Annotated in this window: 25 protein-coding genes; 12 read left to right on the top strand and 13 right to left on the bottom strand. The window is 61.3% G+C overall.

Annotation, left to right across the window (positions count from 1 at the left end):
• Positions 1-11 precede the first annotated feature (11 nt).
• The 10 genes from RCO24_RS10250 to RCO24_RS10205 all read left to right on the top strand — a co-directional run bounded on the left by RCO24_RS10250 (position 12) and on the right by RCO24_RS10205 (position 11,044).
• The gene (locus tag RCO24_RS10250) at positions 12-1,865 is read left to right on the top strand and encodes a tetratricopeptide repeat protein (protein WP_308961827.1); all 1,854 of its coding nucleotides are present in this window, start codon (positions 12-14) and stop codon (positions 1,863-1,865) included.
• A gap of 64 nt (positions 1,866-1,929) precedes the next feature.
• Entirely contained in the window at positions 1,930-2,316 is a 387-nt protein-coding gene (locus RCO24_RS10245; protein WP_308961826.1) for a DUF4186 domain-containing protein, read from the top strand.
• Between the two features lie 297 nt (positions 2,317-2,613).
• A complete protein-coding gene (locus tag RCO24_RS10240; RefSeq protein ID WP_308961825.1) occupies positions 2,614-3,213 on the top strand; it encodes a L,D-transpeptidase in 600 nt (199 codons plus the stop codon).
• Positions 3,214-3,447: 234 nt separating this feature from the next.
• Positions 3,448-4,485, top strand: coding sequence for a FliG C-terminal domain-containing protein (locus RCO24_RS10235; protein ID WP_308961824.1), 1,038 nt, complete (start codon positions 3,448-3,450; stop codon positions 4,483-4,485).
• Positions 4,485-5,441, top strand: a complete 957-nt coding sequence (locus RCO24_RS10230; protein WP_308961823.1) for a flagellar motor switch protein FliM — start codon at positions 4,485-4,487, stop codon at positions 5,439-5,441. Before RCO24_RS10235 ends, RCO24_RS10230 begins: the two co-directional genes overlap by 1 nt.
• A 357-nt stretch (positions 5,442-5,798) precedes the next feature.
• Positions 5,799-6,314 carry a hypothetical protein gene (locus tag RCO24_RS10225; protein ID WP_308961821.1) on the top strand — a complete coding sequence of 172 codons (516 nt, stop codon included), beginning with the start codon at positions 5,799-5,801 and terminating at the stop codon, positions 6,312-6,314.
• Positions 6,315-6,354: 40 nt separating this feature from the next.
• Positions 6,355-8,988, top strand: a complete 2,634-nt coding sequence (locus tag RCO24_RS10220; RefSeq protein WP_308961820.1) for a chemotaxis protein CheW — start codon at positions 6,355-6,357, stop codon at positions 8,986-8,988.
• Positions 8,985-9,464, top strand: a complete 480-nt coding sequence (locus RCO24_RS10215) for a chemotaxis protein CheW (RefSeq protein WP_308961818.1) — start codon at positions 8,985-8,987, stop codon at positions 9,462-9,464. Before RCO24_RS10220 ends, RCO24_RS10215 begins: the two co-directional genes overlap by 4 nt.
• Before the next feature lie 203 nt (positions 9,465-9,667).
• Positions 9,668-10,033, top strand: a complete 366-nt coding sequence (locus tag RCO24_RS10210) for a response regulator (protein ID WP_308961817.1) — start codon at positions 9,668-9,670, stop codon at positions 10,031-10,033.
• Positions 10,034-10,114: 81 nt separating this feature from the next.
• Positions 10,115-11,044 carry a protein-glutamate O-methyltransferase CheR gene (locus RCO24_RS10205; protein WP_308961816.1) on the top strand — a complete coding sequence of 310 codons (930 nt, stop codon included), beginning with the start codon at positions 10,115-10,117 and terminating at the stop codon, positions 11,042-11,044.
• Positions 11,045-11,114: 70 nt separating this feature from the next.
• Here the strand turns inward: RCO24_RS10205 and RCO24_RS10200 are convergent, their stop codons facing one another.
• Complete coding sequence (locus RCO24_RS10200) at positions 11,115-11,918, bottom strand: lysozyme (RefSeq protein ID WP_308961815.1); 804 nt, start codon at positions 11,916-11,918, stop codon at positions 11,115-11,117.
• 163 nt (positions 11,919-12,081) lie between these two features.
• Between RCO24_RS10200 and RCO24_RS10195 the strand changes: the two genes are divergently transcribed.
• Together RCO24_RS10195 and RCO24_RS10190 are read left to right on the top strand one after the other, a co-directional pair.
• Entirely contained in the window at positions 12,082-12,360 is a 279-nt protein-coding gene (locus RCO24_RS10195) for a hypothetical protein (protein WP_308961814.1), read from the top strand.
• A gap of 228 nt (positions 12,361-12,588) precedes the next feature.
• Positions 12,589-12,789 carry a hypothetical protein gene (locus RCO24_RS10190; protein WP_308961813.1) on the top strand — a complete coding sequence of 67 codons (201 nt, stop codon included), beginning with the start codon at positions 12,589-12,591 and terminating at the stop codon, positions 12,787-12,789.
• A gap of 389 nt (positions 12,790-13,178) precedes the next feature.
• Here the strand turns inward: RCO24_RS10190 and RCO24_RS10185 are convergent, their stop codons facing one another.
• The 12 genes from RCO24_RS10185 to RCO24_RS10130 all read right to left on the bottom strand — a co-directional run bounded on the left by RCO24_RS10185 (position 13,179) and on the right by RCO24_RS10130 (position 26,205).
• Positions 13,179-14,690, bottom strand: a complete 1,512-nt coding sequence (locus RCO24_RS10185; RefSeq protein ID WP_308961812.1) for a flagellar hook-length control protein FliK — start codon at positions 14,688-14,690, stop codon at positions 13,179-13,181.
• On the bottom strand, positions 14,687-15,979 hold the full coding sequence (locus tag RCO24_RS10180; RefSeq protein WP_308961811.1) for a hypothetical protein: 1,293 nt from the start codon (positions 15,977-15,979) through the stop codon (positions 14,687-14,689). Before RCO24_RS10180 ends, RCO24_RS10185 begins: the two co-directional genes overlap by 4 nt.
• A complete protein-coding gene (locus RCO24_RS10175) occupies positions 15,976-17,205 on the bottom strand; it encodes a MotB family protein (RefSeq protein WP_308961810.1) in 1,230 nt (409 codons plus the stop codon). The genes RCO24_RS10180 and RCO24_RS10175 overlap by 4 nt, the downstream gene beginning before the upstream one ends.
• Positions 17,202-17,810: a hypothetical protein gene (locus tag RCO24_RS10170; protein ID WP_308961809.1), complete on the bottom strand. Its 609-nt coding sequence runs from the start codon at positions 17,808-17,810 to the stop codon at positions 17,202-17,204. Before RCO24_RS10170 ends, RCO24_RS10175 begins: the two co-directional genes overlap by 4 nt.
• Positions 17,807-19,492: a flagellar basal-body MS-ring/collar protein FliF gene (fliF, locus tag RCO24_RS10165; protein ID WP_308961808.1), complete on the bottom strand. Its 1,686-nt coding sequence runs from the start codon at positions 19,490-19,492 to the stop codon at positions 17,807-17,809. Before fliF ends, RCO24_RS10170 begins: the two co-directional genes overlap by 4 nt.
• A 282-nt stretch (positions 19,493-19,774) precedes the next feature.
• The gene (locus RCO24_RS10160; RefSeq protein WP_308961805.1) at positions 19,775-20,701 is read right to left on the bottom strand and encodes a flagellin; all 927 of its coding nucleotides are present in this window, start codon (positions 20,699-20,701) and stop codon (positions 19,775-19,777) included.
• Positions 20,702-20,865: 164 nt separating this feature from the next.
• On the bottom strand, positions 20,866-21,789 hold the full coding sequence (locus RCO24_RS10155) for a flagellin (RefSeq protein ID WP_308961804.1): 924 nt from the start codon (positions 21,787-21,789) through the stop codon (positions 20,866-20,868).
• Between the two features lie 351 nt (positions 21,790-22,140).
• On the bottom strand, positions 22,141-23,064 hold the full coding sequence (locus RCO24_RS10150; RefSeq protein ID WP_308961803.1) for a flagellin: 924 nt from the start codon (positions 23,062-23,064) through the stop codon (positions 22,141-22,143).
• Positions 23,065-23,238: 174 nt separating this feature from the next.
• The gene (gene fliP / locus RCO24_RS10145; protein ID WP_308961802.1) at positions 23,239-23,976 is read right to left on the bottom strand and encodes a flagellar type III secretion system pore protein FliP; all 738 of its coding nucleotides are present in this window, start codon (positions 23,974-23,976) and stop codon (positions 23,239-23,241) included.
• A complete protein-coding gene (locus tag RCO24_RS10140; protein WP_308961800.1) occupies positions 23,973-24,464 on the bottom strand; it encodes a flagellar basal body-associated FliL family protein in 492 nt (163 codons plus the stop codon). The genes fliP and RCO24_RS10140 overlap by 4 nt, the downstream gene beginning before the upstream one ends.
• A gap of 11 nt (positions 24,465-24,475) precedes the next feature.
• On the bottom strand, positions 24,476-25,234 hold the full coding sequence (gene flgH, locus RCO24_RS10135; protein WP_308961799.1) for a flagellar basal body L-ring protein FlgH: 759 nt from the start codon (positions 25,232-25,234) through the stop codon (positions 24,476-24,478).
• Positions 25,235-25,245: 11 nt separating this feature from the next.
• Complete coding sequence (locus tag RCO24_RS10130) at positions 25,246-26,205, bottom strand: MotE family protein (RefSeq protein WP_308961798.1); 960 nt, start codon at positions 26,203-26,205, stop codon at positions 25,246-25,248.
• Positions 26,206-26,265: the final 60 nt, after the last annotated feature.

Raw genomic sequence — 26,265 nt, 5'->3', positions numbered from 1 at the left:
CGCTGCTGCCCATGACGGACAATGATGCGGTCCTTCTCACCTCCCTACTGAGAGCAGGAAAACAAAACGAAGCGGAGACGCTGGCGCGCAAATGCCTGGCCGAAGGTCGGCATGCCGATGTCGCCCTGTTCGGACTTGGGATCCTGTTCTACCAGCGGCACGACTTTGACGGCGCGGTCGATGCGCTGAAGCGTTCGATCGCCATAAATCCTACGCCATCAGCCTGGACCAATCTTGGCGCGTCCTATCGGGCCACCGCGAAACTCACCGAAGCCGCCGCCGCCTACGAAAGCGCGCTTGCGCTCGACCCCAAGTTTGCAGATGCCGCCGCAAACTATGCGAACGTTCTCGTCGATCTCGGAAACCACGACGCAGCGCACGCCATGGCTCTGCGGGCCATCGCCGATGGCGCTGATACGCTCCAGGTTTACGTCACGCTTGGCAACGCTCAATTCCGGCAGGGCGACCTCATGGCCGCAGCCATCTCGTTCCGTAAAGCATTGGAGCGCGGATATCACGCCGGCGCCGTGCGCAATCTCGGCAGCGCGCTCGCCAATCTCGGGCGCTTCAAGGACGCAAAACAGGTCTATGGCTCAGCACTCGCGCGAGACCCGAACCCGGAGCTTCATTCGAGCTTCCTGATCTGCCTGACCTATGATCCGGACATGTCCGCGGCCGATTTGCGCGCAGCGTCCGGTGCCTACGACGCCACCTACGCAAAATCCTTCGCCCCGCGCGTAAAACACACCAACGCACCGAACCCAGATCGCCCACTCAAGATCGGCTATGTTTCGCCCGATCTCTGCAATCACGTGGTCGCTGTCTTCATGCTGCCGCTGATGGCCCGCCACGACCGCAACGCGTTCGATATTACCTGCTACGCCGATGTCCGCCACGTCGACGAAACCAGCCGGAAATTCCAGGCGCTTTCGAAATGGGTGCAGACGACCGGCCTGCCCGACGATCGCGTTGCGCAGCTGATCCAGGACGACGAGATTGACGTGCTGATCGATCTCGCCGGTCATTCGCCCGGAAATCGCCAGCTTGTCTTCGCGCGAAAGCCCGCACCCGTGCAGCTCTCGTACGTCATCGGAACCGGAACCACCACCGGCCTCCGCGCCATGGACGGACTGATCGCCGACGATATCCTGCTGCCGCCGGGCACGGAGCAGCATATCAGCGAGCGGCCGGTTTCCTTGGGACGCCCGTTCGTGGCTTACGAGCCGCCGCGGACCATGCCGCCCGTCGGCCCACTCCCCGCCCTTGAGAACGGCCACCTCACATTCGGCTATTTCGGGCGCCCAATCCGCCTTAACGATCGCGTCGTCCGGGTCTGGTCCGAAATCCTTCAGGCCTGTCCCGGAAGCCGCTTGCGCCTCGACAACAAGCCTTTCGGAGCGGCCAGCACCCAGGAGGACGTGAGACAGCGCTTCCTCGCCCACGGCATCGGCTCGGAGCGACTCGACCTGCGCGACACCCCGAACCACGCAGCGGTTCTCGCGGGCTACAACGAGATCGACATCGCGCTCGATCCCTTTCCGCATAATGCCGGAACCACGTCGCTCGAAGCGCTTTGGATGGGCGCCCCGGTTCTGACCCTTGTCGATCGCCCGCCGGTCGGCCGCCTCGGCGCAAGCCTGCTCGGCGCCCTCGGCCTTCACGATTGGATCACCGAATCCGATGCCGCCTACATCGCCAAAGCAAAGAAAGCAGCGAGCGATCTGCAAGGCCTCGCAGAAGTTCGAGCCGGTCTGCGTTTGAGATGCGAGCAATCACAGCTTCGCGATATCGAGAGCCTGACGCGTGCCATGGAGCAGGCGTATCGAAGATCGTGGCAGGCTTGGTGCGCCGCGCAAAGCGCGTGAGTTCCGAGCCGACTGCGGACACATCATCCAACCCTGGCCGCGAGTGCGAGATGCACGGTCCATCATGAACGACATCGACGACATCCTGGCCCGCCTCGCGAAATCGCCGTTCCGGCAGCGGTTCGTGCTGGGGCCTCGCGAACGCGACTACCTCGCAAGCAAGGGTGTCGATGCCGTGCGCGATCATGCACGCCACTTCATCGGCAAGCGCTTAGCGCCGGCGAAACCGCCCAACGATGGAAAACAGACGCCGTTTCGGGGACATCCGGTGTTCATCGCCCAGCACGCAACCGCTACGTGCTGCCGCGGCTGCCTCACCAAATGGCACGGCATCCCGAACGATCGGGCTATGGAAAATACTGAAGTAGACTATACCGTTGCGGTAATCGAACGCTGGCTCACCCGGCAAACCAACGCCGGTCACGAGCCGCAGGAGCCGCGCCTGCTCTAGACCGAAGCGTGAATCATCGGTCTCATCAAGAACCTAGAGCGGGGTTGCGATCCGAAGAAAAGCAAACACGCTCGAGTGCAGGCGCCAAGCTGACAGACCGCCCGAAAGATGCAAATATGCAACGACGGGGACGGCTGTTAACGCCAAATACGGAATAGCCCGAGCTTGCACGTAAATGGCCTCAAAGCCACCCTATCTTGCAAATCGCGTCGGATGCGGGGAGCTTTGCGCACGCCATCCCCGCCAGACAAGACGGGCAGACATTTCATCGAAACACCGACGGGGGAGACCTTTCGCATGACGATCGCGTGTTCCAGAGGCCAAGCCATCCGCGCGTCGCGCCACTTGAACTTCACGATGCTGGCCGCAATGGCGCTGGCCCTTGTCACGCTCGCGCCGTCGCGCGCTTCGGCGCAAGACCTGTTCTCGTTTCTGTGGGACGGCGGATCGCGCTCCGTCGTCGGCTTCAGCTCGAAATATCAGCCGCGCCAAATCATCGTCTCCTTCGGCGATAAAAGGCTTTACTGGATTCACAAGCCCGGCGAGGCGATCAGCTACCCGATCGCCGTTCCGCGAGAACAGAGCCGCTGGGCGGGCGTGACGAGCGTTTCCGACAAGCGCGTAAACCCCTCATGGACGCCGACCCCGACCATGCTGCGCGAGAACCCGCGCCTTCCGAGCTGGGTTCCGGGCGGCCATCCGATGAACCCGCTCGGCGTGCGCGCGCTGTATCTCGGCTCGTCGGCCTACCGCATCCACGGAACCGACGCACCCTGGACCATCGGCACCGCCGCCTCCAAGGGCTGCATTCGCATGTACAACGAGGACGTGTTGGACCTCTATCCGCGCGTGCCGGTGGGAACGAAAGTCACCGTAACCTGGCAGCGCTTTAGCTGAGCCCTGCACAGGTGGAGGTTGCCGGGCCACAGCCCGCGTAAGAAAGGCTCACCAGAGTTGTAGCGCACCCCAAAGCACAAGCTTCGCTCAAGGCAAATCGACGAAGTCTTTAGCTTAGGCTTCCGTCTGGCACAAAGACGTCCGACGCGTTGTGCCGCAAGGGGTTGTAGCAACAGAGCAGCCGCCGCGGTACGTGGGCAAACGGCGCCTTCAACGATGGCCCTTGAGCGACCGATGAGCCAGGCGAACGCCGAAAGACGATCAGGCAGAGGCGATGAGCCATCCGAGCAGGAGCTGACCGGCCCCAAGAAGGTCGCCGCTCTCCTGCTCTGCATGGATAAGAAGGTGGCCTCGCGCCTCCTGAAGCATTTCGACGAAGACGACATCAAACTCATCGCGCAGACGGCCACCGACCTCGGCGCCGTCACCAAGCAAACCCTCGATACGCTGATCGAGGAATTTGCCATGAGCTTGCGGACCGGCGGCGATCTCGTCGCCACCGCCAACGAGGTCGAGCAGCTCTTGTCCGGCGTGGTGCCGCCCGAGCAGATCGCCGAGATCATGTCTCAGGTGCGCTCGAAGTCGCTGCAGTCGATCTGGATCAAGCTCGGCGAAGTGCCCGAGCTCAGCACCGCCCAATACCTTGCCAAGGAGCATCCGCAGGTCTCGGCCCTCGTGCTGTCGCGCACGCCGCCTGCTTACGCCGCCGCCACCCTCAAGATGCTGCCGACGCCGCTGCGCAACGAGATCATGCGGCGCATGCTGGCGCTCAAGATCGTGCTCGAAAAACCGATCCTTCTGCTCGAAGGCGCCGTGAAGGAAGAGCTGCTTTACAAGAGCGCCAAGAACACCGGCCCGACCATCCACGCGCGTCTCGCCGATATCATCAACAAGATGGATCGCAAGCAGATGGACGAGATCCTGACCGATCTCGATGAGCACCGCCCCAAGGAGGCGGAAGTCGTGCGCGGCCTGCTCTTCACGTTCGACGACCTGCTCCGCCTGTCTCAGCCGGCGCTCGTCACGCTGTTCGACGTCGTACCCGCCGATCGCACGATCGCAGCGCTCTTCGGCGCCGAACCGCGCATGATCGATCTCATTCTGGAAGCCACACCCGCACGCGCCCGCCGTATGATCGAGCAGGAAATCGCAACCGGCAAGAAGCCGAGTGCGAAGGAAATTCAGAAGGCACGCCGCGCCATTGCCGATGCCGCCATGGAAATGATCGAAAAAGGCATCATTGAAATCGGCACGACGGAGGAGGACGAGTAATGCGGGAAGAATACGCAGAGATCCGAGAATCTGGCGGCCAGCCCGGCACCGACAGACTGCTCGAGCCGCCGAAGCTCGAGGTCGAACGCCTGCACGTTCTGAAGGGCGTGCTCGAACGCTTGGTCACCACGCTCTCGGAGCGGTTCCGCGATTACTGCAACGTCCCGTCGTCGTTTTTCGTCAACCAGGTCGAAAGCGGCAATTCGTGGGACGTGCTCGAATCCTACGAAGACAGCATCGCCGGTATCTATTACTGCCGCCAATGGGACAGCAAGATCGTCATTGGTCTCGACCGTCGCTTCATTTTCTCTCTGATCGACGCGGCATTCGGCGGCGACGGAAGCATGCCGGCCTTCGAGGCCGATCGTCCGTTTACGTCGCTCGAAGCGCGCCTGGCCCGCAGCGTGTTCAGCCTCGTGGTACCGGAGCTTGAGGACCTTCTCAATCCGATCACGCCCGTGAACCTCGACATCGAAAAGCTCGAGACAAAGCTCGACTTCCAGATTCTCGGCCAGACCGACGTTCCTGTCATCTCCGTCCAGATCTTGTTCCAGATCCTCGACAACGGCGGGCGCATGTTCATGATCATCCCGCAATCTGCGCTCTACCCGATCCGCAAGTTGCTGGAGCGCACCCGCGCCCTGGACGGCACCAGCGTCGATCCGGAATGGCAGAAGAAGATGCAGGATGGGCTCGCCTCGTCCACCATGCTGCTCACCGGCGTACTCGAAGGCCCCGAAATGACTCTAAACGAGATCGCCGCCCTCGAGCCTGGCCAGATCCTGCGGCTCGATGCCGACACCAAGAGCCTGATCGCTCTCGAATGCCAGGACGAACGCATCTTCTGGTGCCGACTTGCACAATCAAAGAGCCAGTTCGCCCTCGTTGTCGAGCAGCCCATCGATCGCCAGAAAGAGCTTGTGTCGGATCTGATTTCCGGCTCCCCGGCGCGCTGAGTTTACGCATTTTTAACGAACGACGCCACGCGCCCGAAGCGCGAGTCGGCGCAAGCGATTTACGTGTCACGGCAGACGGGGCTCTCCTGGACCAAGATCGCCTCTGTCCTTATCGGGCAGATCGCGTGAATCATCGGTCTCATCAAAAACCTAGAGCGGGATTGCGTTTCAAAGAAAAGCAAACTCGCTTTAACGGCCGCGCTGTGCCCTCTCCGGCAGGGACAACACTCTCGTCCAGATTGACACGATGTTCATCAGATTGCGCCCTTTTGCGGGTCTCGTAACTGATTTTTAGTCATCGCCGTGGAGTATCGTCGCTTACGGATGGACGAAACTTCAAAGCGGGCGGCAAAAAATATGGCTGAGAATGAAACTGCACACGTTGACTCGTTGGAACAGCGCGCCGCTTGCCTCGTGAATCCCGCCTCCGGGATCGCCAACGACTACCTCAATCATTTCAACGAAATTCTCCTCCTGATCGAGAACCTGCCGACCCTCCTTCCCGAAATGCTCGATGAGCTGCTCGAATGGAACCCGGTCACATATCGCGAGTACTTCGCGAAGTCGCAGCTTCCCGGCAGCGCCCGCGCGCTCGAGATCTATGAAGGTCTCGACGAATCTTTCCGTCGCGAATTCGAAGGCATCATCGACGGCATCAACGCCATGGCGATGGCCAGCATCGATGTCATCCGCGCCCATCGCAGCCCCGACGGCGAGCTCGATCCCTCGCGCGTTTCCGATTTCTGTGAGAACGCATCGTGTGCGATCCGGAGTGCCCTCAACCGCGCCTCCGACCTCGTAAACAATGGCAAAGAGATGCCGGCCGAATCTCCGCAGGGCATGGCTGATCGTCTCATCCCGTGTGTGGCCTAAATAAGCTGGGGAGCAAGTAACACGCCGAGGGGGACTTCTAATGGACGAGCTACTACGAGATTTTCTGACGGAAACGACGGAGCATATTGAAGGGGCGGAAACACAGCTCGTGCATTTCGAGCGCAACCCCTCCGACGCATCTCTGATCACCAGCATTTTCCGCCTTGTTCACACCATCAAGGGTACGTCGAGCTTCCTTGGCCTCGAGCGCTTAGAGCGCGTCGGCCACGCCGCCGAATCCGTGATGGGCATGCTGCGCGACGGCGTTCCGCCGACGCAGCACTCCGTGACGCTCATTCTTGCTGCCATCGACCGCATCAAGACGATCATCGAGGAAATCGGCGCTCACGGCTCTGAGCCGCCAGGCGACGACGCCGCGATCATCGATGCGCTCGAAGCCTACTACGCTGCGGGCTCGGAAGCCGCCGCCGCTGCCGCGTCGGCCGAAGCGGATACGAAGCCTTCCGTCGCGGCCGCCCCGGTCGTGACCGCTGCTCCCGTCGTTGAAGCCGCACCCGCCCATCCCGTTGCCGCCGCACCGGCTCCGGAACCCGTCGCCGTTTCCAAGGAAGCCCCGAAGTCCGAGGCTTCGTCGGCCGCACAGCCGAAGGAAAACCGCGCCCAAGGCGGATCGACCGCAAACCAGGAATCCATCCGCGTCTCCGTCGACACGATCGAGCGCATGATGCAGCTCGTGTCCGAGCTCGTCCTCAGCCGCAATCAGCTCCTTGAGCTTGCGCGCCACCGCGAAGACGACTCCATCAAAACACCGCTGCAGCACCTCTCGACGCTCACGAGCGATCTTCAGGATGCCGTGATGCGGGCGCGCATGCAGCCCGTCGGCCGCATCTACGCGAACCTTCCGCGCCTCGTGCGCGAGCTTTCGACCAGTCTCGGCAAGAGCATCGATCTCATCACCGAGGGTGCCGACACCGAGCTCGATCGTCAGCTCATCGAAGTCATCCGCGACCCGTTGACTCACCTGATCCGCAACTGCGCCGATCATGGCATCGAACGGCCGGAAGAGCGCCTGGCAAAGGGCAAGCCCGAGCGCGGCGAGATCCGCGTTTCGGCCGCCCACGAAGCCGGCCAGATCACCATCGACATCTCGGACGACGGCAAAGGCCTCGATACCGAGCGTATCAAGAAGAAGATCCTCTCGCAGGGCCTCACTACGGAGCAGGATCTCCGTAACATGAGCAACGAGGAGATCTACCGCTTCATCTTCGAGCCTGGCTTCTCGACGGCGCAGGTCGTTTCCAACGTTTCCGGCCGCGGCGTCGGCATGGACGTCGTCCGCTCGAACATCGAAGCCATCGGTGGATCGGTTACGCTATCGTCGGTCGAAGGCAAGGGCAGCCGCTTCTCGCTGCGCATCCCGCTGACGCTCGCAATCGCGCCCGCTCTGATCATCGAAGTCGCCGGCCAGCGTTTCGCGCTTCCCCAGACTTCGGTCGTCGAGGCCGTCAGCCTCGGCAAAAACTACAAGGATCTCATCCAAGACGTCCAGAACGCCCTTGTTCTGAAGCTGCGCGAGGAGGTTATTCCTGCCGTAGAGCTTCGCGAGGTCGTTGGCCTCGGAGCTGACGCCGCCAAGGAGGAGAGCGACAAGCTCGCCGTCGTCATGCGCGTCGGCACGGATTCGTTCTGTATCATCGTCGACAGCGTTGCCGACATCCAGGAAATCGTCGTCAAGCCGCTCAGCGCTTCGCTGGCCCACCTCAAGGTGTTCAGCGGCCACACGATCCTCGGTGACGGCTCGGTCGTTCTCATTCTCGATCCCGCCGGTATCGCCGGCAATCTCGGCATCGAGAAGTCGACCGAGAAGAAGCGCGATCAGGCTCGCGACCAGAGCGCGGCCGAACGCCGTCGCCTTGTCATGTTCCGCGCCGGCGCCGGGGCTTCGAAAGTTCTGCCGCTGTCGCTCGTCTCGCGCATCGAGATGGTCGAGACCAGCCGCATCGAAAGCTCGGACGGCCGCCTCATGGTGCTGCTCCAGGGCCGCCTGATGCCGATCGTTCCGATTTCTCCCGAGATCGACATGTCGAAGCCGTCGTATCCGGTGCTTGTCGTCGCGACCGAGAACCGCTCAATCGGCCTCATGGCCGACGAGATCGTCGACATTCTGGAAGAAAAGCTCGAGATCCAACTCGCGAGCGCCAATTCCGAGCTGGTCGGCTCCGCCGAAATTCGCGGCGAGGCTGTCGAGTTGGTTGACGTATCACACTTCATCCGAATGGCTGACCCGCCCGGCAAGTCGAGCACGGCGCCTCAGCGCATCCTGTTCGCTGCCGACGATCAGCTCGTTCGCGACATGCTCTGCCCCGCCATCTCGGCAGCAGGCTATAACCTTGTCGCCGTCACGATCCCGGCGGACATCAACGAACTTCTGAACCAGATGTCTTCGTTCGATGCCGTCATCCTCGACGGTGATGCACCGGCTCTGTCGGCACCTTATTTCCTGCGCGCTCTCAAGGATCGCAAGGATGCGGCCCGCACTCCTGCGATCGGGCTGAGCCGCAACCCGACCAACCGCTCGTCGCGATCGGCCACCGAAAACGGCATGATCGCGCTTCTGAGCAAACATGACCGTCATGCCCTTCTCGAAACGCTCGCATACGCACTGGATGCAGCCGCCGACGCCAAGGCCATGAGCGTGGAGCTTGCAGCATGAGCAATACCAGCGCCGCTTTAGCAGTTCAGTCGGTCTCCGACGTTCCGACCGCGGGCGAGGAAAGTTATTTCACGGTGTTTGCGGGCGGCGAGGCCTTCGGTCTCTCCGTGCTGCACACCCAGACCATCTTCCGCATCACCAGCGTCACGCCCATTCCGCTCGGACCGATCGACATCGTCGGCCTCGTCAATCTGCGCGGCAAGATCGTGACGGCGGTGAGCTTGCGTCGCCGCCTCGGAATCCCGGTGGACGAGTTCCAGAACTCTCTCGCCATCGGCATCGAGCACAAAGGCGAAAACTTCGCGCTCATCGTCGATGAAGTCGGCGATGTGCTGACGCTCGACGCCTCGATGAAGGTGCAGATCCCTGCCCACTTCGATCCGGCTCGTTCTCGCTTCATGGCCGGCCTGTACAAGGTCGGCAACCTCCTGATCCCCGCTCTCAACATCGGGGCTCTGTTCGACTTTGCGAACTAGACCATGATCGCTTCAGGCCCTACCAGCCTGAAGCGTGAATCATCGGTCTCACTAAAGATCACCATGATCGCTTCGGGCCTTATCAGCCCGAAGCGGGAAACATCGATTTCACTAAAGCGACCGCGATTTCTTCAGGCTTTACAAACCTGAAGTGTGCATCATGGCCGCACGGAAGCGTAAACTTGCGTAACAGGGTGAGTAAAATGAAGAAAGCGCTCGTGGTGGATGACTCGGCATTCATCCGTAAGATCGCAAAGCAGATTCTCGACAACATCGGCTTCGAGGTGACTGAGGCGCGCGATGGCGCCCACGCCCTTGAGCAATGCGAGATAGCCCTTCCTGATCTCATCCTGCTCGACTGGAACATGCCGGTCATGAGCGGCCTTGAGTTCTTGCACAAGCTTCGCAAGATGCCGCAGGGCGACCAGCCTCAGGTTGTTTTCTGCACCACCGAGAACACCCGCGACAAGATCATCGCTGCCCTCGAAGCCGGCGCCACCGAATACATCATGAAGCCGTTCGATCAGGAAATCATCCGCACCAAGCTCGAACAGATCGGCATGGTGTGAAGTCTTTGCGCTCGCGCACGAGACATAGCGATGTCGAGTTCGCCGCGATCGGCCCAACCAATACAATAAGCGAAGCGTAACATGTCCCAAGCATTCGACGCACTTTGCGAGTTCCTCCGCCGGTCATCCGGCCTCGTGATGGAACAGAGCAAGAAATACCTGGTTGAGAGCCGCGTAATGCCGATCGTCCGGCGCGAAAAGCTTTCAGGCCTGGAAGAGCTCGTGCTCATCCTCCAGAAAGGGCAATCGCCGAAGCTCGCGAAAGACGTCATCGAGGCGATGACGATCAACGAGACTTACTTCTTCCGCGACAAGGGCCCCTTCGATCAGTTCCGCAGCGTCATGCTCCCTGCGATGATCGCCGCGCGTCAGAGCGAGCGGCGCCTCCGCATCTGGTCCGCGGCCGCATCGACCGGTCAGGAAGCCTACTCGCTGGCTATGATCATCGAGGAACAGGCTGCAAAGCTGGCCGGCTGGAAGATCGAAATTCTCGGCACCGACCTCTCCGACCAAGTGCTCGACAAGGCCCGCAAGGGTATCTACTCGCAGTTCGAAGTTCAGCGCGGTCTCCCGACGCCGATGCTCCTGCGCCACTTCAACCAGATCGGCGATAGCTGGCAGATTTCCGACGCGATGCGCTCGAAAGCCACCTTCCGCCAGATGAACCTCCTCGCCGACTACACCTCTCTCGGCCGCTTCGACATCATCTTCTGCCGCAACGTGCTGATCTACTTCGATGCCGCTCGCAAGATGGACATTCTGGGACGTATGTCGCGTATTCTTGCCCCCGATGGCTTCCTGACGCTCGGCGCATCGGAAAGCTTGATCGGCCTCAAGACCGACTTGGTCGCTCATCCGGAGCACCGCGGCATTTTCCAACGCAACGGCGCAGGAGCGCCCATCCAGTCGGATCACGCGACGCGCTTCGCAACACCCCCCGCCAGCGCTTTGCCCCCAGGCTTCGGCGCGACGGCGTTGTCGGCTGCAAACCGCTTCCGCACCGCCGGTTAAAACAAAAAACGCTTCGGATCCTATCGATCCGAAGCGGGCTTCATTCTCTGGGAAACATCACGCGCGGCGGTCAAATCCGCCGCGTTTCCTTTTCACGGGCGTCTCGATCGGAGAAGCCGGCAAGCTCACTCCCCCTGCCGAGCTGTGCGAGCCGAGCCACGTCGGCAACACCGCCCGGCCCGAGACGCTCGGCGTCGACGAGAGCCGCCAGGGCATCATTCGCGACATTCGAAAGAACCCTGCGGACCTCGATGCGCTCCGTTCTGGGCGCCCGGTCGAACACCGATCCTTCGGTCTTGCTTTGTGTTGCGGACGCTGCGGTTTGATCCGGCTGCGTACGCGTCTGTAGCATCTCCGCGACCCGGATGGCGCTCTCGTCGCGGTCGACAACGATCGGCGGCAGCACGTCCGTGCTGGTGGCACTCTGAGCAGAGCTCCCGGACGCGCTCGCAAGCGTAACCCCGTCCGGATTTCCGATCCAAAGCGCCTCTTGCGCACGGCGATTGACGAGACCGGGGAGCACCTCTCCGCCAGCCTTGTTGTATTTCTGAAAGATGTCGCGCGCCGCGTCGAGATCGCCACGCCGTACGGCATCGCCAAGACCGCTGTCGATCCACGCCGTTCCCGCGTTGTAGGTAAGAGAGGTCAGAGCCGCCTTGGTGCCGTCGTCGACGTTCGGCGCCGCCCTCTCGACGATGGAGCGCGCCGACGAAACCTCTGCCTGGAAACGGCGCTCGGCTTCCGTGCGATCGATTACTTCGCCGGCGAACTGCGCCTTGGTCCCGAAACCATTTGTGTGCTGCGCATAGTCCCAGCTCGCCTTGGGCGTAAAGCCCTCAAAGTTGCGGATCGCATCCAGATAAAAGCTGTGCATGGCAGGGATCTGTGGCCTCCGACCAGTCTTGTTAACCCGAGGCCCTTGCGCAAAGCTGACTTTCGGCCGGGCGCCTTTGGGGCCTGGCAATCACGCCCTTCGATCCGGCCACGTATTGGCACGGCAGTTGCGTAGAACGGATATGTCTTCGTTTGGTGCAACCATGCAGCTTTCAGCTAACCTTCGCGCCCGAATTTCTGCTCTTGGCGAGCTGTCCCGCCCGCTGGGGGAAACGCGCGCCGCAACACTGGCTCGCGCGCTTGCCAATGCCGTTGCCAGCGACGTCGCCGAGGGCCGCAGCCCGGACGCAACGATAGACGCGTGGATTCACCGTCTTGCCGCCGAGATCGTTGCAAAGAAACCGGCTGAGGCCAAGGAAGCCGCTTCCCACCGGCCGAAGGGAACGCGCCGCATCGGCGACGTGCTACCCGAGATCCACTGAGCAAACCCACTTTGGGACGCTCCAGCTCGCAAATCCTGACTCAAACCTTTCCGACCGTCCCGAACTGGCACAAAAACCCTGTAAAATTTGAGCCAACTTTTCGCGCCGAGCCTAAGCCGGTTGCAATGGGGCCTGGGTTACAAACAGGAACGCTGCCGCTCCAAGCGGTGAGCAGAAAAAACTTGGGTCAGGGTCGGATCAAACATGTATCAGAAAACGAGTGTGACAATGCTTCGCCAGCGCCGCGACAACATTCGCGAGTGGCTGGAGGAAGAAGCGCCCTATACCGACGTCGACCAGCGCCATCTCGATGCCCATACGCCCGAGCGCGCCTATTGGCACCACGGCTATCAGGCCGCGCTGAGCGACATCATGGCTATGCTCGCCCTTGAAGGCGAAAGAAGCGGCACCTCGGACATTCCCAATTAGTGCCCGCCGGCCTGTCCGGATGCATACGGTTTCCGGGTGGCTGGAAGTCATGGAAGAGCTCGCATTCCGCATGGAACGCAGCTTCGCTTGAGGTCAGGCATCTGTACTTGAACAGATTGCCTGATCCGATGAGCTGCAGAAGCTTATCGCGTACATCCTGATCGGCCCGGCCGACGTAGTCGGCATAGAACCGCCCATCCGGCCCCTTGTGGCCGAGCACGAAAGCGCCGGGCGCCACCCGCGGAATGGTGTCGGTGATATCGTCGTAGGCGAGCCGGAATGGCCCGAGAAGTCCTGTGGTTGTCATCGCTCGTGTCGCTCTTCGACCAGACGTGAATGGAATGACGCTCATACTGAACTCGCACAACGAACGGGGTGTCTACGCACCCTTAAACATATAGCCCAACTCCATTCCCCCGTGCACCGGCATCGCCGGTAGCCTTACCGTCGGACGGGTTGGAATAGGTGTTGCCGCCAAAAGAACCCCGCCCCTGGCGTCCCTGTTCCCCGGACGAGCTGGCGAGCCCCTGGCCCTGATTGACCTGGCCCTGCGAACCCGAAGCGCCCTGATCGCCGAAGCCGGTCTGCACCCCGCTCGAACGCAGGATATCGCTCTGCGGCGCGGCCGTAATGCCATCGACCGTATACCCGGCCGACGACAACGCCCCGGCCAGCGCCTCACGCTCCCGTTCGATGACCGCGAGCGTATCGCGGTGCTGGGTTTCCATATGGATCGAGATCGCGTTGTCCTTGAGCGCGAGCCGCACCGTCACGGCCCCGAGATTGGCCGGCTTCAGCTGCAGGTGAAGAACCTTCACGACGCCGTCGGAAGAGGTTTCACCCAATCCATCGGCGCGCAACTCCGCGCGCACTTCTGCCGCGATCTGCTCGCTCAAAGGATCGAAGAGAGTAACCTCTCCCTCATCTGCCGGCTGCACGCTCTGGCTGCGCGCCCCGCTCACCATCGTCGCGAACACGCCTGTCGATGATTGTTGAGAATTTCCATTCGAAGAGCCGCTGCCCTCCTGTTGACGCCCATCCTGGCCACCGACGCCCTGCTCAGCAAAACCTCGAACGACGGAGCTGCGCGTGTCCTGCGTCGGCGCGCCGCCACGCCGGGTCGATCCGGGCTCGCCGTCCTCGGACGCCGCTTCGTTCGCAAGCTTGCCGGCTGCCCGCTCCGTATCCGGCGATCCTTCTGCCGCGCTAGCCTGCAACTGCGCAACACTGACCGGACCCGCTTCCTGCGTCTTCTGTCCACCGGACTCAGCCGGCATCTCGACCGCGAGATGCGTCTCCTGCCCAAGAACCGTCGCCGTAAACTCACCGCCCTCGACCGCAACCTCTGCGCCAGGTGCACGAGAAACGTCGGGCGCAGTTTTTAGGAGTGCGAGCAGCTTGGCCGCATCGAACGCATCCTTCACCTCACCCGGCTCGCCTGGAAGCACGGGGCCTTGTTCCAGTTGCGCGCCGTTCTCAGCAACCAGCGCCGGATCCGCGACGACACTCTTCAAAGCCACGAGAGCGTCATCGAACGGGGCACCATTCTCTTGGCTTTGGGCCGTTCCCCCGAGCGCAGCCAGCACCAGCGAAAGATCCTTGGCCGCCGTCTGATCCGGAGTGGACGTCGCATCGCTCTCGCGGCGGGAGCCCTGCTCGTCGTCCTCACGCTCGTTGGAGGTGCGGTCTTCACGCGTATTCGAGCGATCCTTCGCAGCCGAGGCGCGCGACGGCTCAGACGCAGAAGCACTGTCCCGCGGCGGCTCCGCAGAGGATCGCGAAGCGGATTCGAGCTCGTCACGGAACGACGTCGCGCCCTTTTCCGTGCGCACCGCATCATTCGACCGCACGCTTCCGGAGAGAGCGAGCATACCCGACGTCAAGGCCTGTGCAGCACTCACTGCGGTGATCCTCCCAACAACGAATCGACTTTTGAAAGCAATGTCTGCGCCCGGTCGACAGCCTCCAAAGGCGCGTCATCCGGCACTTGGCTGACCTGCGGCCATTTTCCGACAGACCGGGCAATTGCCATGGCTGCATCATAAATTTCGCGGTCGGACGTCCGGAGTCGTTCGACGTTGATCTCGCCAAGAAGCTTCACGCCCGCCTCGAAATCCGCGGTCGTCACGAGAGCCGCGCCCTCGAACAGCTTGGCGCGCTGCATTGATAGGCTACCGGCCTGCGCCAGCCCGCGCGCTTTTCCTGCAGCAAAGCCCGCGATACCGGTATTGCCGACTTTCGTTGCCTCTTCCGCGATCGACAGATAAAGGCCGACGCGTTCCGAAGCCGGAACTTTCATCAACTCGGTCTCCGTGCGTGTGACCCACTCGGAGGCCGGCTTGAAAGTCTCCCGCGCAACGCCGGCAAACAACTGCCTGCGGAAATTGCGTGCGAACAGTGAATTCGGGAACCGCCGCGAATACTGGTCTACGAGCGTATCGTAGCGCTTCAGATCTCCATTGCGGGCAAGCAGAAGAATTTGCTGCCTGAGCGCCGATTCCTCGATAAGCGTTCCCGGAGAAAGAAGCCGTGCTTCGTCGAAATAGGCGATGGCCTTGACGCCATCCTTCTTGCTGACGAGCGTTCCTTGAATGAGAGCGACCATGCCGCCAAGCAGAGGATCGAGCTTCCGCGCTTCGATTTTGTGGATCATGCTGAGCGCATCCACCAGTCGGCCTTCTCCATAGGCCAGCGCGCCCTTGAGCAGCCGGCGCTCGACGAACGGAGTCCGTTCCCGGCCGATGACGGTCTTGAGCACGGCCGGATCGCCACCGCTCAGAACGAAGAAAATGGCGGCGCGCACGTTGCGGACATCGTCCCACACACCAACCGGAAGCGACCGCATCTCTTCGCCGTAGTCGCGCAGCAGCAGCCGCTGCTCCTCGTGCGCCGAAACGCTTCCTGCCGCCACCTTGTCCTGCACGGAACGCAGCTTGCGGAGCAATATAAAGGGTTGCTTATCGTTTTCGACGACCGGCGTCTCGGGCCACAGCGGCGGAAGAACCTCCGCAGCTTCCTCGCCCGCCGCCTCACCTTCGCCCGCCGGAGGAGATCCGCTCGCGTCTTTCGGAGCCTCTTTGTGAGCCTCGTGCGAGCCGCTTCCGTGATCTTCGGCCGCATAGGCAAGACCCAAGCCTGCCGACAGGCAGGCCAGAGAAAACAGCAAAGTTGGAACAGCGCGAACGATCACGACCGGGGTGTCCTCAGCAGGATCTCGATGCGGCGGTTCTCCGCCGCATTCGGATCAGACGGAATTTTCGGATTGCGATCGGCGTGTCCTTCGATGCTATCGAAGCGTCCCTCGACTATTCCGCCCCGCGCCAGCATGTAGTAGGCGATCTGGGCCCGATCCATCGAGAGACGCCAATTGTTGTTCTTCTCGTTTCGGAACTTGCGCGCGTCCGTATGACCTCGCACGACGATCTTGCCGTCGCGCGTCGCCAGAACCTTGGCGAGCTTCTCCATCACCACGACGAGTTCTGGCCGCGGCTCTGCGGAAGCGCTTGCGAACATACCGAAGCGGAAATCGTCGGTCAGGCTGATGAGAAGCCCCTCGTCGATCATCTTCACGTCGATAGACGGCTTCTTCTCGGGCGAAAGTCCGCGAAGCGCCTCCCTGATCTCACCTTCGAGTGCTCGAACCTCAGCCTTGCTCTGCTCGGTTTGCGCTTCGGGCGGCGCATCTGATTGCTTCGGCGGTTCCGTGGCTGCTTGCTTCGGAGGATTGCCTGCTTCGGTCTCCTCCGGCTTCACCTCGAGCGGCTCCTCGAGGCCGGGGGTCCCCGGAAAGGCTGTCCCCTCGTTCAGCGTCATCGGCGAAGGCTCGTTCAAAGCCTCTTTCTTTTCGGGAATTGCCGGCCGGTCGGCAAAAGGTTCGAACGGGTTGGAATAGGCATCGCCACCACCCGACGTCGCGCTTTCGCTCTTCGCGCTGGCCTGATCCTCTTCTTCGGACGCCTTGAGAGCGAGCCGCGCCAACACGCCGTAAGGATCGTTGAAAAGCTCTTCTTCGGCCTTGTGAGCCACGCCGTCCGCCAGCTCGCCGTCGCCGCCGGGCTTGGACGCGCCCTGCATCTTGTCCTTGTCGTCGACGGTGCTGACGTTGGCGCCTTTCGGTTCCGGTCCCACCGTGGTCGGCGCCGACTTGTCGACTTCGACTTCGTTCTCGACACCCTTCGTCGTCGGGCGTTTCGCGTTGAGCTTCAACGGATTGAAATACGTCGCAATCTGCTGGATCTTCTCCTTGTCCGAGACATTGAGAAGCCACATCACGAGAAAGAACGCCATCATCGCCGTCATCAGATCGGCAAACGCGATCTTCCAGGCACCGCCGTGATGTCCGTCCTCGCCGTCTCCGCCGCGTCGCCGTACGATAACGACTTCGTGCGGCGTCGACACATCGCCATCAGCGCTCATGAGTTGTCCTCTTCGATCGCTTCGGCCCAGACCCCGATCCGCGTTTCAACGATCGTCTCGTCGGCGTGAACGGTAACGTCGACGCCCTCTGCGTCGACAAACGAAACCCCATCATGCTGGTTCAATCGAGACTCGATCACCGACAGGAGGTCATTAGGCCCCGTGATCGTAATCTTCGCGTAGTCGCCCTTGGCCAGCATGGCATTGAGCGAGAGGGAAAGCTCCTCCACCGCCTTGATGCGGATCCGCTCGGCGACGATGGGGCCCAACACCCGCCCGACCTGATCGGCAATTCCCTGCTCGATATCCTGCATAGCCTTGGAAACCGCATCCCCGAGACGCGCGCCCTGATCCGCGGTCCATTTCTGGCGCTCGGCTGCGAGCTTGCGCTCGAATTGGGCGGCCTGGTTGGCGAGGGCTTTTTCGGTCTCGACCTGCGCGGCCGCCCGGCCTTCGAGAATTCCCAAGGCGTGAGCGTCGCTGATGCGCTTTTCGACTTCCGAGGCGCCATCTGCCGCGGCGCCGAGCGCGCCTCGCATCCCCCGCCCGCCAGGATCTCCGCTCAGATCTTTCAAATAGAAGGCAACGGGAAGCGCATTCGTCATGCGGCCCGCTCCCGCATCCACTGCTTGAGGATGTTTGCGGCCTGCTCTTCATCGAGCGCGACCATCTGCTCAAGCCGCCGTTGCGAGAGCCGCATGACGTCGGAGGTGATATCCTCGATGAGATTCTGATCGGTCTTGATTCCGAGAAGCTCGGCCGTCGCGGCAGAATCCGCGGCCAGTGCAGCCGCCTCCGCATCGTCGCCCGACATCAAGAGAGAACCATCGTCGATCCCGCCGGCCCCGGCCGCCGCGAGCGCACCACCCGCGAGCTGCGCTTCCTTCTGATCGAGAAGAATACGCGTGACAGGCCGCAAACCGAACATGACCACGATCAGGACCAGCCCAAGGACCGTCGCCGCCTTGATCAAGCCCGTAGCCAAACCGATCAGCGGGCCCATGAGGTTTGCGCTGTTGAAGGCGTCCGCCATGCGCGTGTCTTCGGCAAACTCGACGGCCACAACGCTGATTTGATCGCCGCGCTTCGTGTCCACACCCGCAGACGTTCCGACCAGCCGCTCGACTTCCTTCACCTGTGCCTGAACCGCCTCTGGGGTGGCGGACTCGCCGAGAGAAGCCAGAAGCCGCTTGCGATTGAGCACGACGGCAATGGTCAGGGCATCGATGCGATACCCCTCGCTGGTAGTGGATACGGTTTTGGAGGAGAGCTCATAGTTCGTGAGATCCTCACGCCGGTCGTTCGTCCGCTTGGACTGATCGCCGCCCGATCCTGCCGCGCCTTGATCGGGTACGTTCTGCTCAACGCCCACCGGCTGCTTGCTGGTCGAATCCTGCTGGCTGCCGCTCTCCTTGACCACCCGCAGCGAGCGCTCGACCTTCGAATCCGGATCGAACGAGGTCTCGTTGGTCTGGCGCTTGTCGGTGTTGATGCGCGCCGCGACGCTCACTTCGAAGTTATCTAGCCCGAGATATGGCGTAAGCGTCTTGCGCACGTTGTCGACAAGATCTTTGCTTACGGTCTTTTCGAGCTCGATTTTACGCGCCGACGAGGACGAACTGGAATCGCCCGCAGAAGCCAGCACCGTGCCGTCGGTGTTGAGCACGCTGATGTCGTCCAAGGTGAGGCCCGGAACCGCCGCCGCAACCAGATGGCGAATGGCTTGCGCCGTCGAGGAGTCGGCGGACATCTCGGTGCGGATCACGACCGAAGCCGACGCCGGTTGCCGCCCGCGCCGGAAAGATCCCGTTTCCGGCAGCACGATGTGAACGCGCGCCGCCTTGATGCCCTTCATGGCCTGTATCGTGCGCGCAAGCTCGCCCTCGATCGCACGGACACGTGTGACTTCCTGCATGAACGAGGTGAGGCCGATGGGGCCGAGCTTGTCGAACAGCTCGTAGCCGGCGTTGGAGCTGGACGGCAACCCCTTCTCGGCCAGCAGCATGCGCGCCTGTGCCGTCTCCTCGCGCCGGACCATCATCTTGGTCCCTTCCGAGTTGACGTCGAAGTTGATGCCGGCCTCCTTGAGCACCGCGCCCATACGGCTGACATCCTGCGCACTGAGGCCCGAATAGAGCGTGTCATAGTCGGAGCGGCTGAGATAGAAACTGCCGAACCCGACCGATGCGAACACGGCAAGACCGACAAGGCCGAGCGCCGCCAGGCGCTTCGTACCGAGCGCCAGCAGGTTGGCCCAAAGTCTGTCCAGTTGTTCGAGTCCGAGCATGCCGACCCAACCCTTTGCGCGGATTATTGGAATGACGCCGAAAGGATTCTGGGCAAAGAAGCTTGCGCGGGAATTGCCGCTCTCAGGTTCCGGCGATCAAACGAGATAAAAACGCGAAGGCCACGCCGGGGCGGAATGGCGTGGCCTTCTGAGGGCGCGCGGGTGATGGGATCCGGGCCCGAAATCAATACTGTCGAACAGATACGCCTAAACGACAGAAAGCGAGGTCGCGGCGAATGGCGATCTCGGTTCAATTCATGTCGGAACCGAAGGGATAGCGCTCTAACCCTGGAACAGCTTGAGAATTTGCTGAGCGGACTGATTCGCGATGCCGAGCGCCTGCACGCCCAACTGCTGGCGTACCTGCAAGGCCTGCAGTCGCGTCGATTCCTCGTTCATATCGGCGTCGACCAGCTGGCCGATACCGGTATCGATCGTGTCCATGAGCTTGGCGACGAATTCTTTTTGCAAGCTGATCCGCGATTTTGCCGCGCCGAGCACCGTCGCCGCATCTGTCATCGCACTGAGCGCGTCGTCCACCCCTGAAATCATATCCTCGAGATCCTGCAAATCAGCCGGATCATCAGTGATGGCCGTGATATCGAGGTTCGCTACCGTGTAGGTGCCGCCGCTCGTTACGGTCTTGTCCGAATCCAAAATGCCAGCGCCACCGCCCGACGTATCGAACAACATCGTGCCAGTTGCACCAACATCGACCTCGATCGTTCCAATCGAGATCGCCCCCGTGCTGTCGCGCGAGAACGAAGCCACGATCGTCTTGACCGTAGGCCCTGTCGAATCGACGTTGAGCCAGTTCTCGCCGGAGAAAACCGCTGATTCGGCCGTGCTTTGCAGTTCCGTTTGAAGGGCGGAAATTTCGCTCTGAATCTTACCGCGGTCGAGACCGGGCTCGCGCGCGGCGACCAGCTTAGCCTTGATCTTGCTGGCGGCTTCGATCGCGTTGTTCATCGCTGTAACAGCGACGTCCGTGGTTGCGCCACCAAGCCCGAGAGCATCGGCGACCGTCGAGACCGCCATATTGTCGGAGCGCATCGTCGTGGCGATGGACCAATACGCGGCGTTGTCCGAAGCATCCTTGACGCGAAGACCGGTAGAGACTCGGTTCTGAGTGACCAACATTTCCCTGTTGGTCGAACTCAGGGTCTGCAGGGCGGTCATAGCCGCGATATTGGTATTTAAGCTGCTCATTCCAGCGCCCCATTCCCGATTCGTGACTCATTGTTTAATGTGAACCTTGCGTGGGGATTGCGATACGGAGGGAAGGCGTTCTGAAGGCCCTTTGAAACGCAAAAACCGCGCTCCCGGGAGAGGAGCGCGGCTTAAACGTGGAAGCGGGAGTAAGCGTGTAGAGCTTACTGGAAGAGCTGGAGGATCGACTGCGCTGACTGATTCGCCATGCTGAGCGACTGAACGCCGAGCTGCGAACGAACCTGCAGAGCCTGCAGACGGGTCGATTCCTCGTTCATGTCCGCATCGACAAGCTGGCCGACGCCCTTATCAATGGCATCCATCAAGCTCTTTGCGAATTCTTTCTGGAGGTCGATACGCGTTTTGACGGCACCGAGATCGGTTGCCGCATTGGTCATCGCCGTGATCGCCTCGTCGACGCCCGAGATGTAGTCCTCAAGATCGTCGAGATCTGCCGAGTCATCGGTCAGAGTGCTGATGTCGAGGCTCAAAATGGTGTAGGTGCCACCGCTCGTGACCGTCTTGTCCGAGTCGAGAATACCCTGGCCACCGCCCGAAGAGTCGACCAGCATCGAGCCCGTCGCGCCGACGTCGACGCTGATCGTGCCGATCGTGATCGCCCCCGCACCATCGCGCGAGAACGAAGCGACGAGGCTGCGAGTCGTGGTTCCGGTGCTGTCAACCGACAACCAGTTCTGGCCGGAGAATGTCGCGGTATCGACCGAGCTCTGCAGAGAGCTCTGGAGCTGCTCGATTTCGGCCTGGATCTTGGCGCGATCAACACCCGGCTGGCGGGCGGCGACAAGCTTGGATTTGATCTTGCTCGCGGTATCGATCGCCGAGGTGATGCCCTGGTTTGCAACATCGACCGTTGCGGCGCCGAGACCTAGTGCGTCGGCAACCGTGGAAAGAGCGAGGCGATCCGAACGCATCGTCGTCGCGATCGACCAGTAGGCGGCGTTGTCCGAGGCATTTGCGACCCGATAGCCGGTCGCAACGCGATTCTGCGTGACCAGCGTTTCCTTGTTGGTCTGGTTCAACGCCTGCAATGCGGTCATTGCCGCGATGTTCGTATTGATGCTGCTCATATCTGTCCCTCTTCCGACTCGTATGGTCCCGCTTCCAAGTCGGGCTTTCCCAATCGAAAATACTCAGGGGTGCTTACTGAACCGTTAAATCGTGCCTCAAAATCACCAGATCGGCCCAAACTGGCACAAAGAGCCCACAGGAACAGCCCCGCGCAAGCTAGGTCGGGGGACACGAATCAAGATGTAAGATTTTGAATATTAAGCCGGATCCCGAGACCCCTTTGGGAGCGCAAAGGCTCGGCCTGCCGGATGAAAAATGCAAAAAAGAAAAGCCGCACCTCGTTGAGGTGCGGCTTTCCGGAAGGGGACTGTAAGGAAACGGCGGCGTACGGGGCGCGAAGACGCTCGCGTTTACCGGAACAGCGACAGGATCGACTGAGCCGACTGGTTGGCCAGGCTGAGAGCCTGGACACCGAGCTGCTGGCGAACCTGGAGAGCCTGGAGGCGCGTCGATTCCTCGTTCATATCCGCATCGACGAGCGTGCCGATACCCGTATCGATGGCATCCATCAAGCTGTCGGCGAAATCCTTCTGCAGATTGATTCGCGTCTTGACGGCACCAAGATCGGTCGCCGCACCGGTAATCGAGCTGATCGCATCATCGACGCCAGCGATATAGTCCTCGAGATCCGCCAGATCAGCGGTGTCATCCGTGAGCGTGCTGATGTCGAGGGTCAGAATGGTATATGTACCGCCGCTCGTGACCGTGCGATCGGAATCGAGCACACCGGCGCCGCCACCCGACGTATCGATCATCATCGAGCCTGTCGCGCCGACATCCACCGAGATGGTGCCGATCGAAATATCACCAGCTGCATCCCGTGAAAATGAGGAGACGAGGGTGCGGCTTGTCGTGCCGGTCGAGTCGACGGCGAGCCAATTCTGGCCTGAGAAAGTAGCGCCATTGACGGTGTCCTGCAGCGAGGACTGAAGCTGTTCGATCTCGGCCTGGATCTTTCCGCGATCGACGCCGGGCGAGCGTGCAGCAAGGAGCTTCGATTTGATCTGGCTTGCAACATCAACCGATGTTTCGAGCGCCTTCGACGCGATATCAACCGTTGCGGCGCCGAGACCGAGAGCGTCGGAAACCGTGGAAATCGACTCGCGGTCGGAACGCATAGTGGTAGCAATCGACCAATACGCGGCGTTGTCGGACGCGCTCGCAACGCGCAGACCTGTGGAAATCCGGTTCTGTGTGTTCAGCACATCGGCGTTAGTTTTATTCAACGCCTGCAACGCGGTCATCGCCGCGATGTTCGTATTGATGCTACTCATGTTACTACCCTTACGCTCACCACTCAGACCGCGACTACGGCCGTTTTACACGCGGCACCGTGCTTAGGGCCTTTCCCCCGAACCCAATCTGCCACTGAAGATAGATATAGCGCGGAGGTATTGATCCACGGTTAATGGGGACTTGCCTCCCTACGTAAAATTCTCGCCGTTGCCTCACGGGAACGATCTGACAAGCCCACCGATCAAGAGATTCCATCCGTCGATCAGCACGAAGAACAGCACTTTAAAGGGAAGACTCATGACCGTCGGTGGCAGCATCATCATGCCCATCGACATGGTCAGCGTCGCCACGATGAGGTCGATGACGAGAAACGGCAACACCACCAGGAAGCCCATCTCGAAGCCGCGCCTGAGCTCTGAAATCATGAAAGCCGGGATCAGCACGCGAAGCTCGACCTCCGCATCCGCCGGCCGGGCGCCGAACCTCTCCTGCGCGAGATCCTCGAAAAGCTCCAGGTCTTTTGGCCTGACGTTGGCACGCATGAACTCACGCAGCGGCTGCGTGATCTGAACGTACGCCTCCTCCTCGGTGATCTTGTTCTCCGCAAACGGCTTGAGCCCATTCTGCCAGGCCCGATCGAAGGTAGGCGCCATGACATAGAACGTCATGAACAGCGCAAGACTGACGAGGATCATGTTGGCCGGCGTCGTCTGAAGGCCGAGCCCCGTACGCAGCAGAGACAGCACGATTACGAACCGGGTAAAGCATGTCACCATCATCAGGAGACCCGGCGCCACCGAAAGCATGGTGATCATCAGAATGATCTGCACCATGCGACCGGTAACTGTCTGCTCGCCCGCCGGCAGCAGCCCTTCGAAATTCAGCGCCTGAGCCATGGCTACGCCGGGAATGAGCACCAGGAACAGGGAAAGCAGGACGACTCGTCTCATTCCAGAACGACCCCGTGAATGATGATGTCCTTGATGTGCTGGCGGTCACGAATGGTCGCCCGATCCATCAGATCCTCGCGAAGATTCTGAAAGCCGCTCGGCCCTTCGAATTGGGCAAGCGCCGCGGTTCTGAGATAAGCGACGATGTCCTCGGAAAGTTGAGCCGCCAGCGCGTCTCCTCCTTGCACCATGCCGTCCACCAGGATCGAGGCTTCGATCCGGATCCAGATATCGTTCGGCTGTGCAAGGTTGGTGACGATAGGCGCCATTGCGACGATCTTGCTCGATGCCGAAACAGTCGGGCTCGCCGCTTCCGGCGCTGGAGCATCCTTCTCCTTACCCGCCGATTTGGTCTCGGCCGAGCCCTTGATCTGCCCGTCCAGAAAAAAACCGAAGCCGGCACCGAAGCCAAGGGCGACCAAGGTCACGACGATCAGCCCAACCAGACCGCCTCCACCCTTTTTGTCCTTACCGTCGTCCTTCGCCACTGAAGCGCTCCTCAGAACGGCGTGAGAAGGTCGAACAGCTGCTGGCCGACCGCGGGCTGCTGCACCTCGGTGATCCGGCCGCGCCCGCCATAGGAGATCCGCGCTTCCGCGATCTTGTCGTACTCGACCGCGTTCTCCGTCGAGATGTCGCGCGGCCTGACGATACCGGCAACACTGAGCTCGCGAACCTCGAAGTTGACGCGAACCTCCTGGCTGCCGCTGATGATGAGGTTCCCGTTCGGAAGCACGCCGGTCACGACGGCGGCGATAAGCAGCTCGATGCTCTCCGAGCGGGTGATGCCGCCCTTGCTATCGGTCGAGGTCTCGCCTTCCGCCTCGACGTCGACGCTCATATCGCCCGAATGATTGAGACCACCGGAGGTCTGTAGATCGTAGCCGATCTTGGGCTTGAGCGAGCTCTTGGAATCCCGCGAGCGTTTGGAGTTGTTGTCGAGCCTGGCCTTGTCCTTGATCGCGATCTTGACCGTAACGACATCGCCGATCTTGCGCGCGCGCGGATCCCGGAACAGATCCGCGCTCGCGTCCTGCCAGATCGAATTGCCGGGGCGATAGGAAGGCTGCGGCACAGGCTCGGCCGGAAGCGGAACCCTGTCCGCGAGCAAGCCCGCACCGACCGCGCTTAGCTCCGGTTGCCGTCCGAAATCTTCAATCTTGTTGGCGCACCCGCCCGCCGCAAGCGTCAACGCAACAATGACGAAGGCCGGTAGCCTCGACGGCACCGGCTTAGGCCAAAGACAAGTCGTCGTCATGGCTCACCTCGTCATGATCGTGGCTGCTCCGGCTGGGTTGCCCCATCTGGAGGACCGGGCGGTGCGCCTTCGGACTGACCGGTGGCACGCCTCCGATCGGGCGGAATTTTCGCGGCACCCGAGATGATCGTCGCGATCTTGGCGGCACGCTCCGGGTTCATTTCACCCATGATCTGGCTTGCCACTTTCGTCTCGAGCTTGGTCACCACGGCAGCGGCCATTTCCTCGTCGAGCGTCGCAAGTTGCACCGCCGCCGCATCAGGACGCATCCGCGAATAAAACCCCACCAGCTTTTCGTGGGCCTTACGTGAGAATTCATCCCGCCGCTGAAGCCACAGTTTGTATTCCTCGGTCTTGGCTTCGAGTTGCTGGGCCCGCTTGTCGAGAGCCGCCTCCATTTCCTTGATTTTCTTGGCCTGCCACGCGAAACGCGCATCGGCCGCGGTATCGACGGTATTGAAACAGTACTGTTGCGCTGCGGTCGCATTCGGCGGCGGCGTATCGAGCGGACCGGGCTTTTTGAACAATGCGTTGCTGTCGTCTTCTGCCGCCGGCGCAGCAGCATCCGACTGAACCGGGGCTGGATTGGCGCCCTGTGCGGCCTTGGAATTCTGCATGCCTTCCGCAGAAGCCACCGCTTTCGGAGCCGTAAGCGGACGGATCGGCGTCAACGGCTGAAGCGGAGGCACGACGCGGTCCTGCGTCACTTCAGTCGGCGTTGTGATGACTTTGGGCTCCGCCGGCATCGGCTCGGGGATTCCGCCCGTTATGATTGGCGACCAGGCGCCTTGCGGCAGTGGATTGCGAACTTGCGCGGGCGGAGAAGTGCGGGAGGGGAAGTAGCGCGGGTCGATCTGCGACGACATCCGGTTTCCGGCCGCGGGCGGCGTATGGAAACTGCCGCCGGGCGCCGTCGCGACGGTCGGCACCCACCCCTGCTGCGCGGCACTTGGCGTAGAAAACCCAAGCATGAGTCCCGCCACAGCTAGGCAAACAGCAAATCTCGGCCCGCCACCGCGTTCAAGGTTTTC

The organism is Hyphomicrobium sp. LHD-15 (assembly GCF_031157355.1).
GTDB lineage: Bacteria > Pseudomonadota > Alphaproteobacteria > Rhizobiales > Hyphomicrobiaceae > Hyphomicrobium_C.
Note: the sequence above shows the minus strand (reverse complement) of the source record. Positions and strands in the feature narration are given on the sequence as shown.

Coding starts and splice junctions, on each gene's coding strand:
- RCO24_RS10250 (WP_308961827.1), top strand. CDS start 12: ATGACGGACAATGATGCGGTCCTTCTCACCTCCCTACTGAGAGCAGGA.
- RCO24_RS10245 (WP_308961826.1), top strand. CDS start 1,930: ATGAACGACATCGACGACATCCTGGCCCGCCTCGCGAAATCGCCGTTC.
- RCO24_RS10240 (WP_308961825.1), top strand. CDS start 2,614: ATGACGATCGCGTGTTCCAGAGGCCAAGCCATCCGCGCGTCGCGCCAC.
- RCO24_RS10235 (WP_308961824.1), top strand. CDS start 3,448: ATGAGCCAGGCGAACGCCGAAAGACGATCAGGCAGAGGCGATGAGCCA.
- RCO24_RS10230 (WP_308961823.1), top strand. CDS start 4,485: ATGCGGGAAGAATACGCAGAGATCCGAGAATCTGGCGGCCAGCCCGGC.
- RCO24_RS10225 (WP_308961821.1), top strand. CDS start 5,799: ATGGCTGAGAATGAAACTGCACACGTTGACTCGTTGGAACAGCGCGCC.
- RCO24_RS10220 (WP_308961820.1), top strand. CDS start 6,355: ATGGACGAGCTACTACGAGATTTTCTGACGGAAACGACGGAGCATATT.
- RCO24_RS10215 (WP_308961818.1), top strand. CDS start 8,985: ATGAGCAATACCAGCGCCGCTTTAGCAGTTCAGTCGGTCTCCGACGTT.
- RCO24_RS10210 (WP_308961817.1), top strand. CDS start 9,668: ATGAAGAAAGCGCTCGTGGTGGATGACTCGGCATTCATCCGTAAGATC.
- RCO24_RS10205 (WP_308961816.1), top strand. CDS start 10,115: ATGTCCCAAGCATTCGACGCACTTTGCGAGTTCCTCCGCCGGTCATCC.
- RCO24_RS10200 (WP_308961815.1), bottom strand. CDS start 11,918: ATGCACAGCTTTTATCTGGATGCGATCCGCAACTTTGAGGGCTTTACG.
- RCO24_RS10195 (WP_308961814.1), top strand. CDS start 12,082: ATGCAGCTTTCAGCTAACCTTCGCGCCCGAATTTCTGCTCTTGGCGAG.
- RCO24_RS10190 (WP_308961813.1), top strand. CDS start 12,589: ATGCTTCGCCAGCGCCGCGACAACATTCGCGAGTGGCTGGAGGAAGAA.
- RCO24_RS10175 (WP_308961810.1), bottom strand. CDS start 17,205: ATGAGCGCTGATGGCGATGTGTCGACGCCGCACGAAGTCGTTATCGTA.
- RCO24_RS10170 (WP_308961809.1), bottom strand. CDS start 17,810: ATGACGAATGCGCTTCCCGTTGCCTTCTATTTGAAAGATCTGAGCGGA.
- fliF (WP_308961808.1), bottom strand. CDS start 19,492: ATGCTCGGACTCGAACAACTGGACAGACTTTGGGCCAACCTGCTGGCG.
- RCO24_RS10160 (WP_308961805.1), bottom strand. CDS start 20,701: ATGAGCAGCTTAAATACCAATATCGCGGCTATGACCGCCCTGCAGACC.
- RCO24_RS10155 (WP_308961804.1), bottom strand. CDS start 21,789: ATGAGCAGCATCAATACGAACATCGCGGCAATGACCGCATTGCAGGCG.
- RCO24_RS10150 (WP_308961803.1), bottom strand. CDS start 23,064: ATGAGTAGCATCAATACGAACATCGCGGCGATGACCGCGTTGCAGGCG.
- fliP (WP_308961802.1), bottom strand. CDS start 23,976: ATGAGACGAGTCGTCCTGCTTTCCCTGTTCCTGGTGCTCATTCCCGGC.
- flgH (WP_308961799.1), bottom strand. CDS start 25,234: ATGACGACGACTTGTCTTTGGCCTAAGCCGGTGCCGTCGAGGCTACCG.
- RCO24_RS10130 (WP_308961798.1), bottom strand. CDS start 26,205: ATGCTTGGGTTTTCTACGCCAAGTGCCGCGCAGCAGGGGTGGGTGCCG.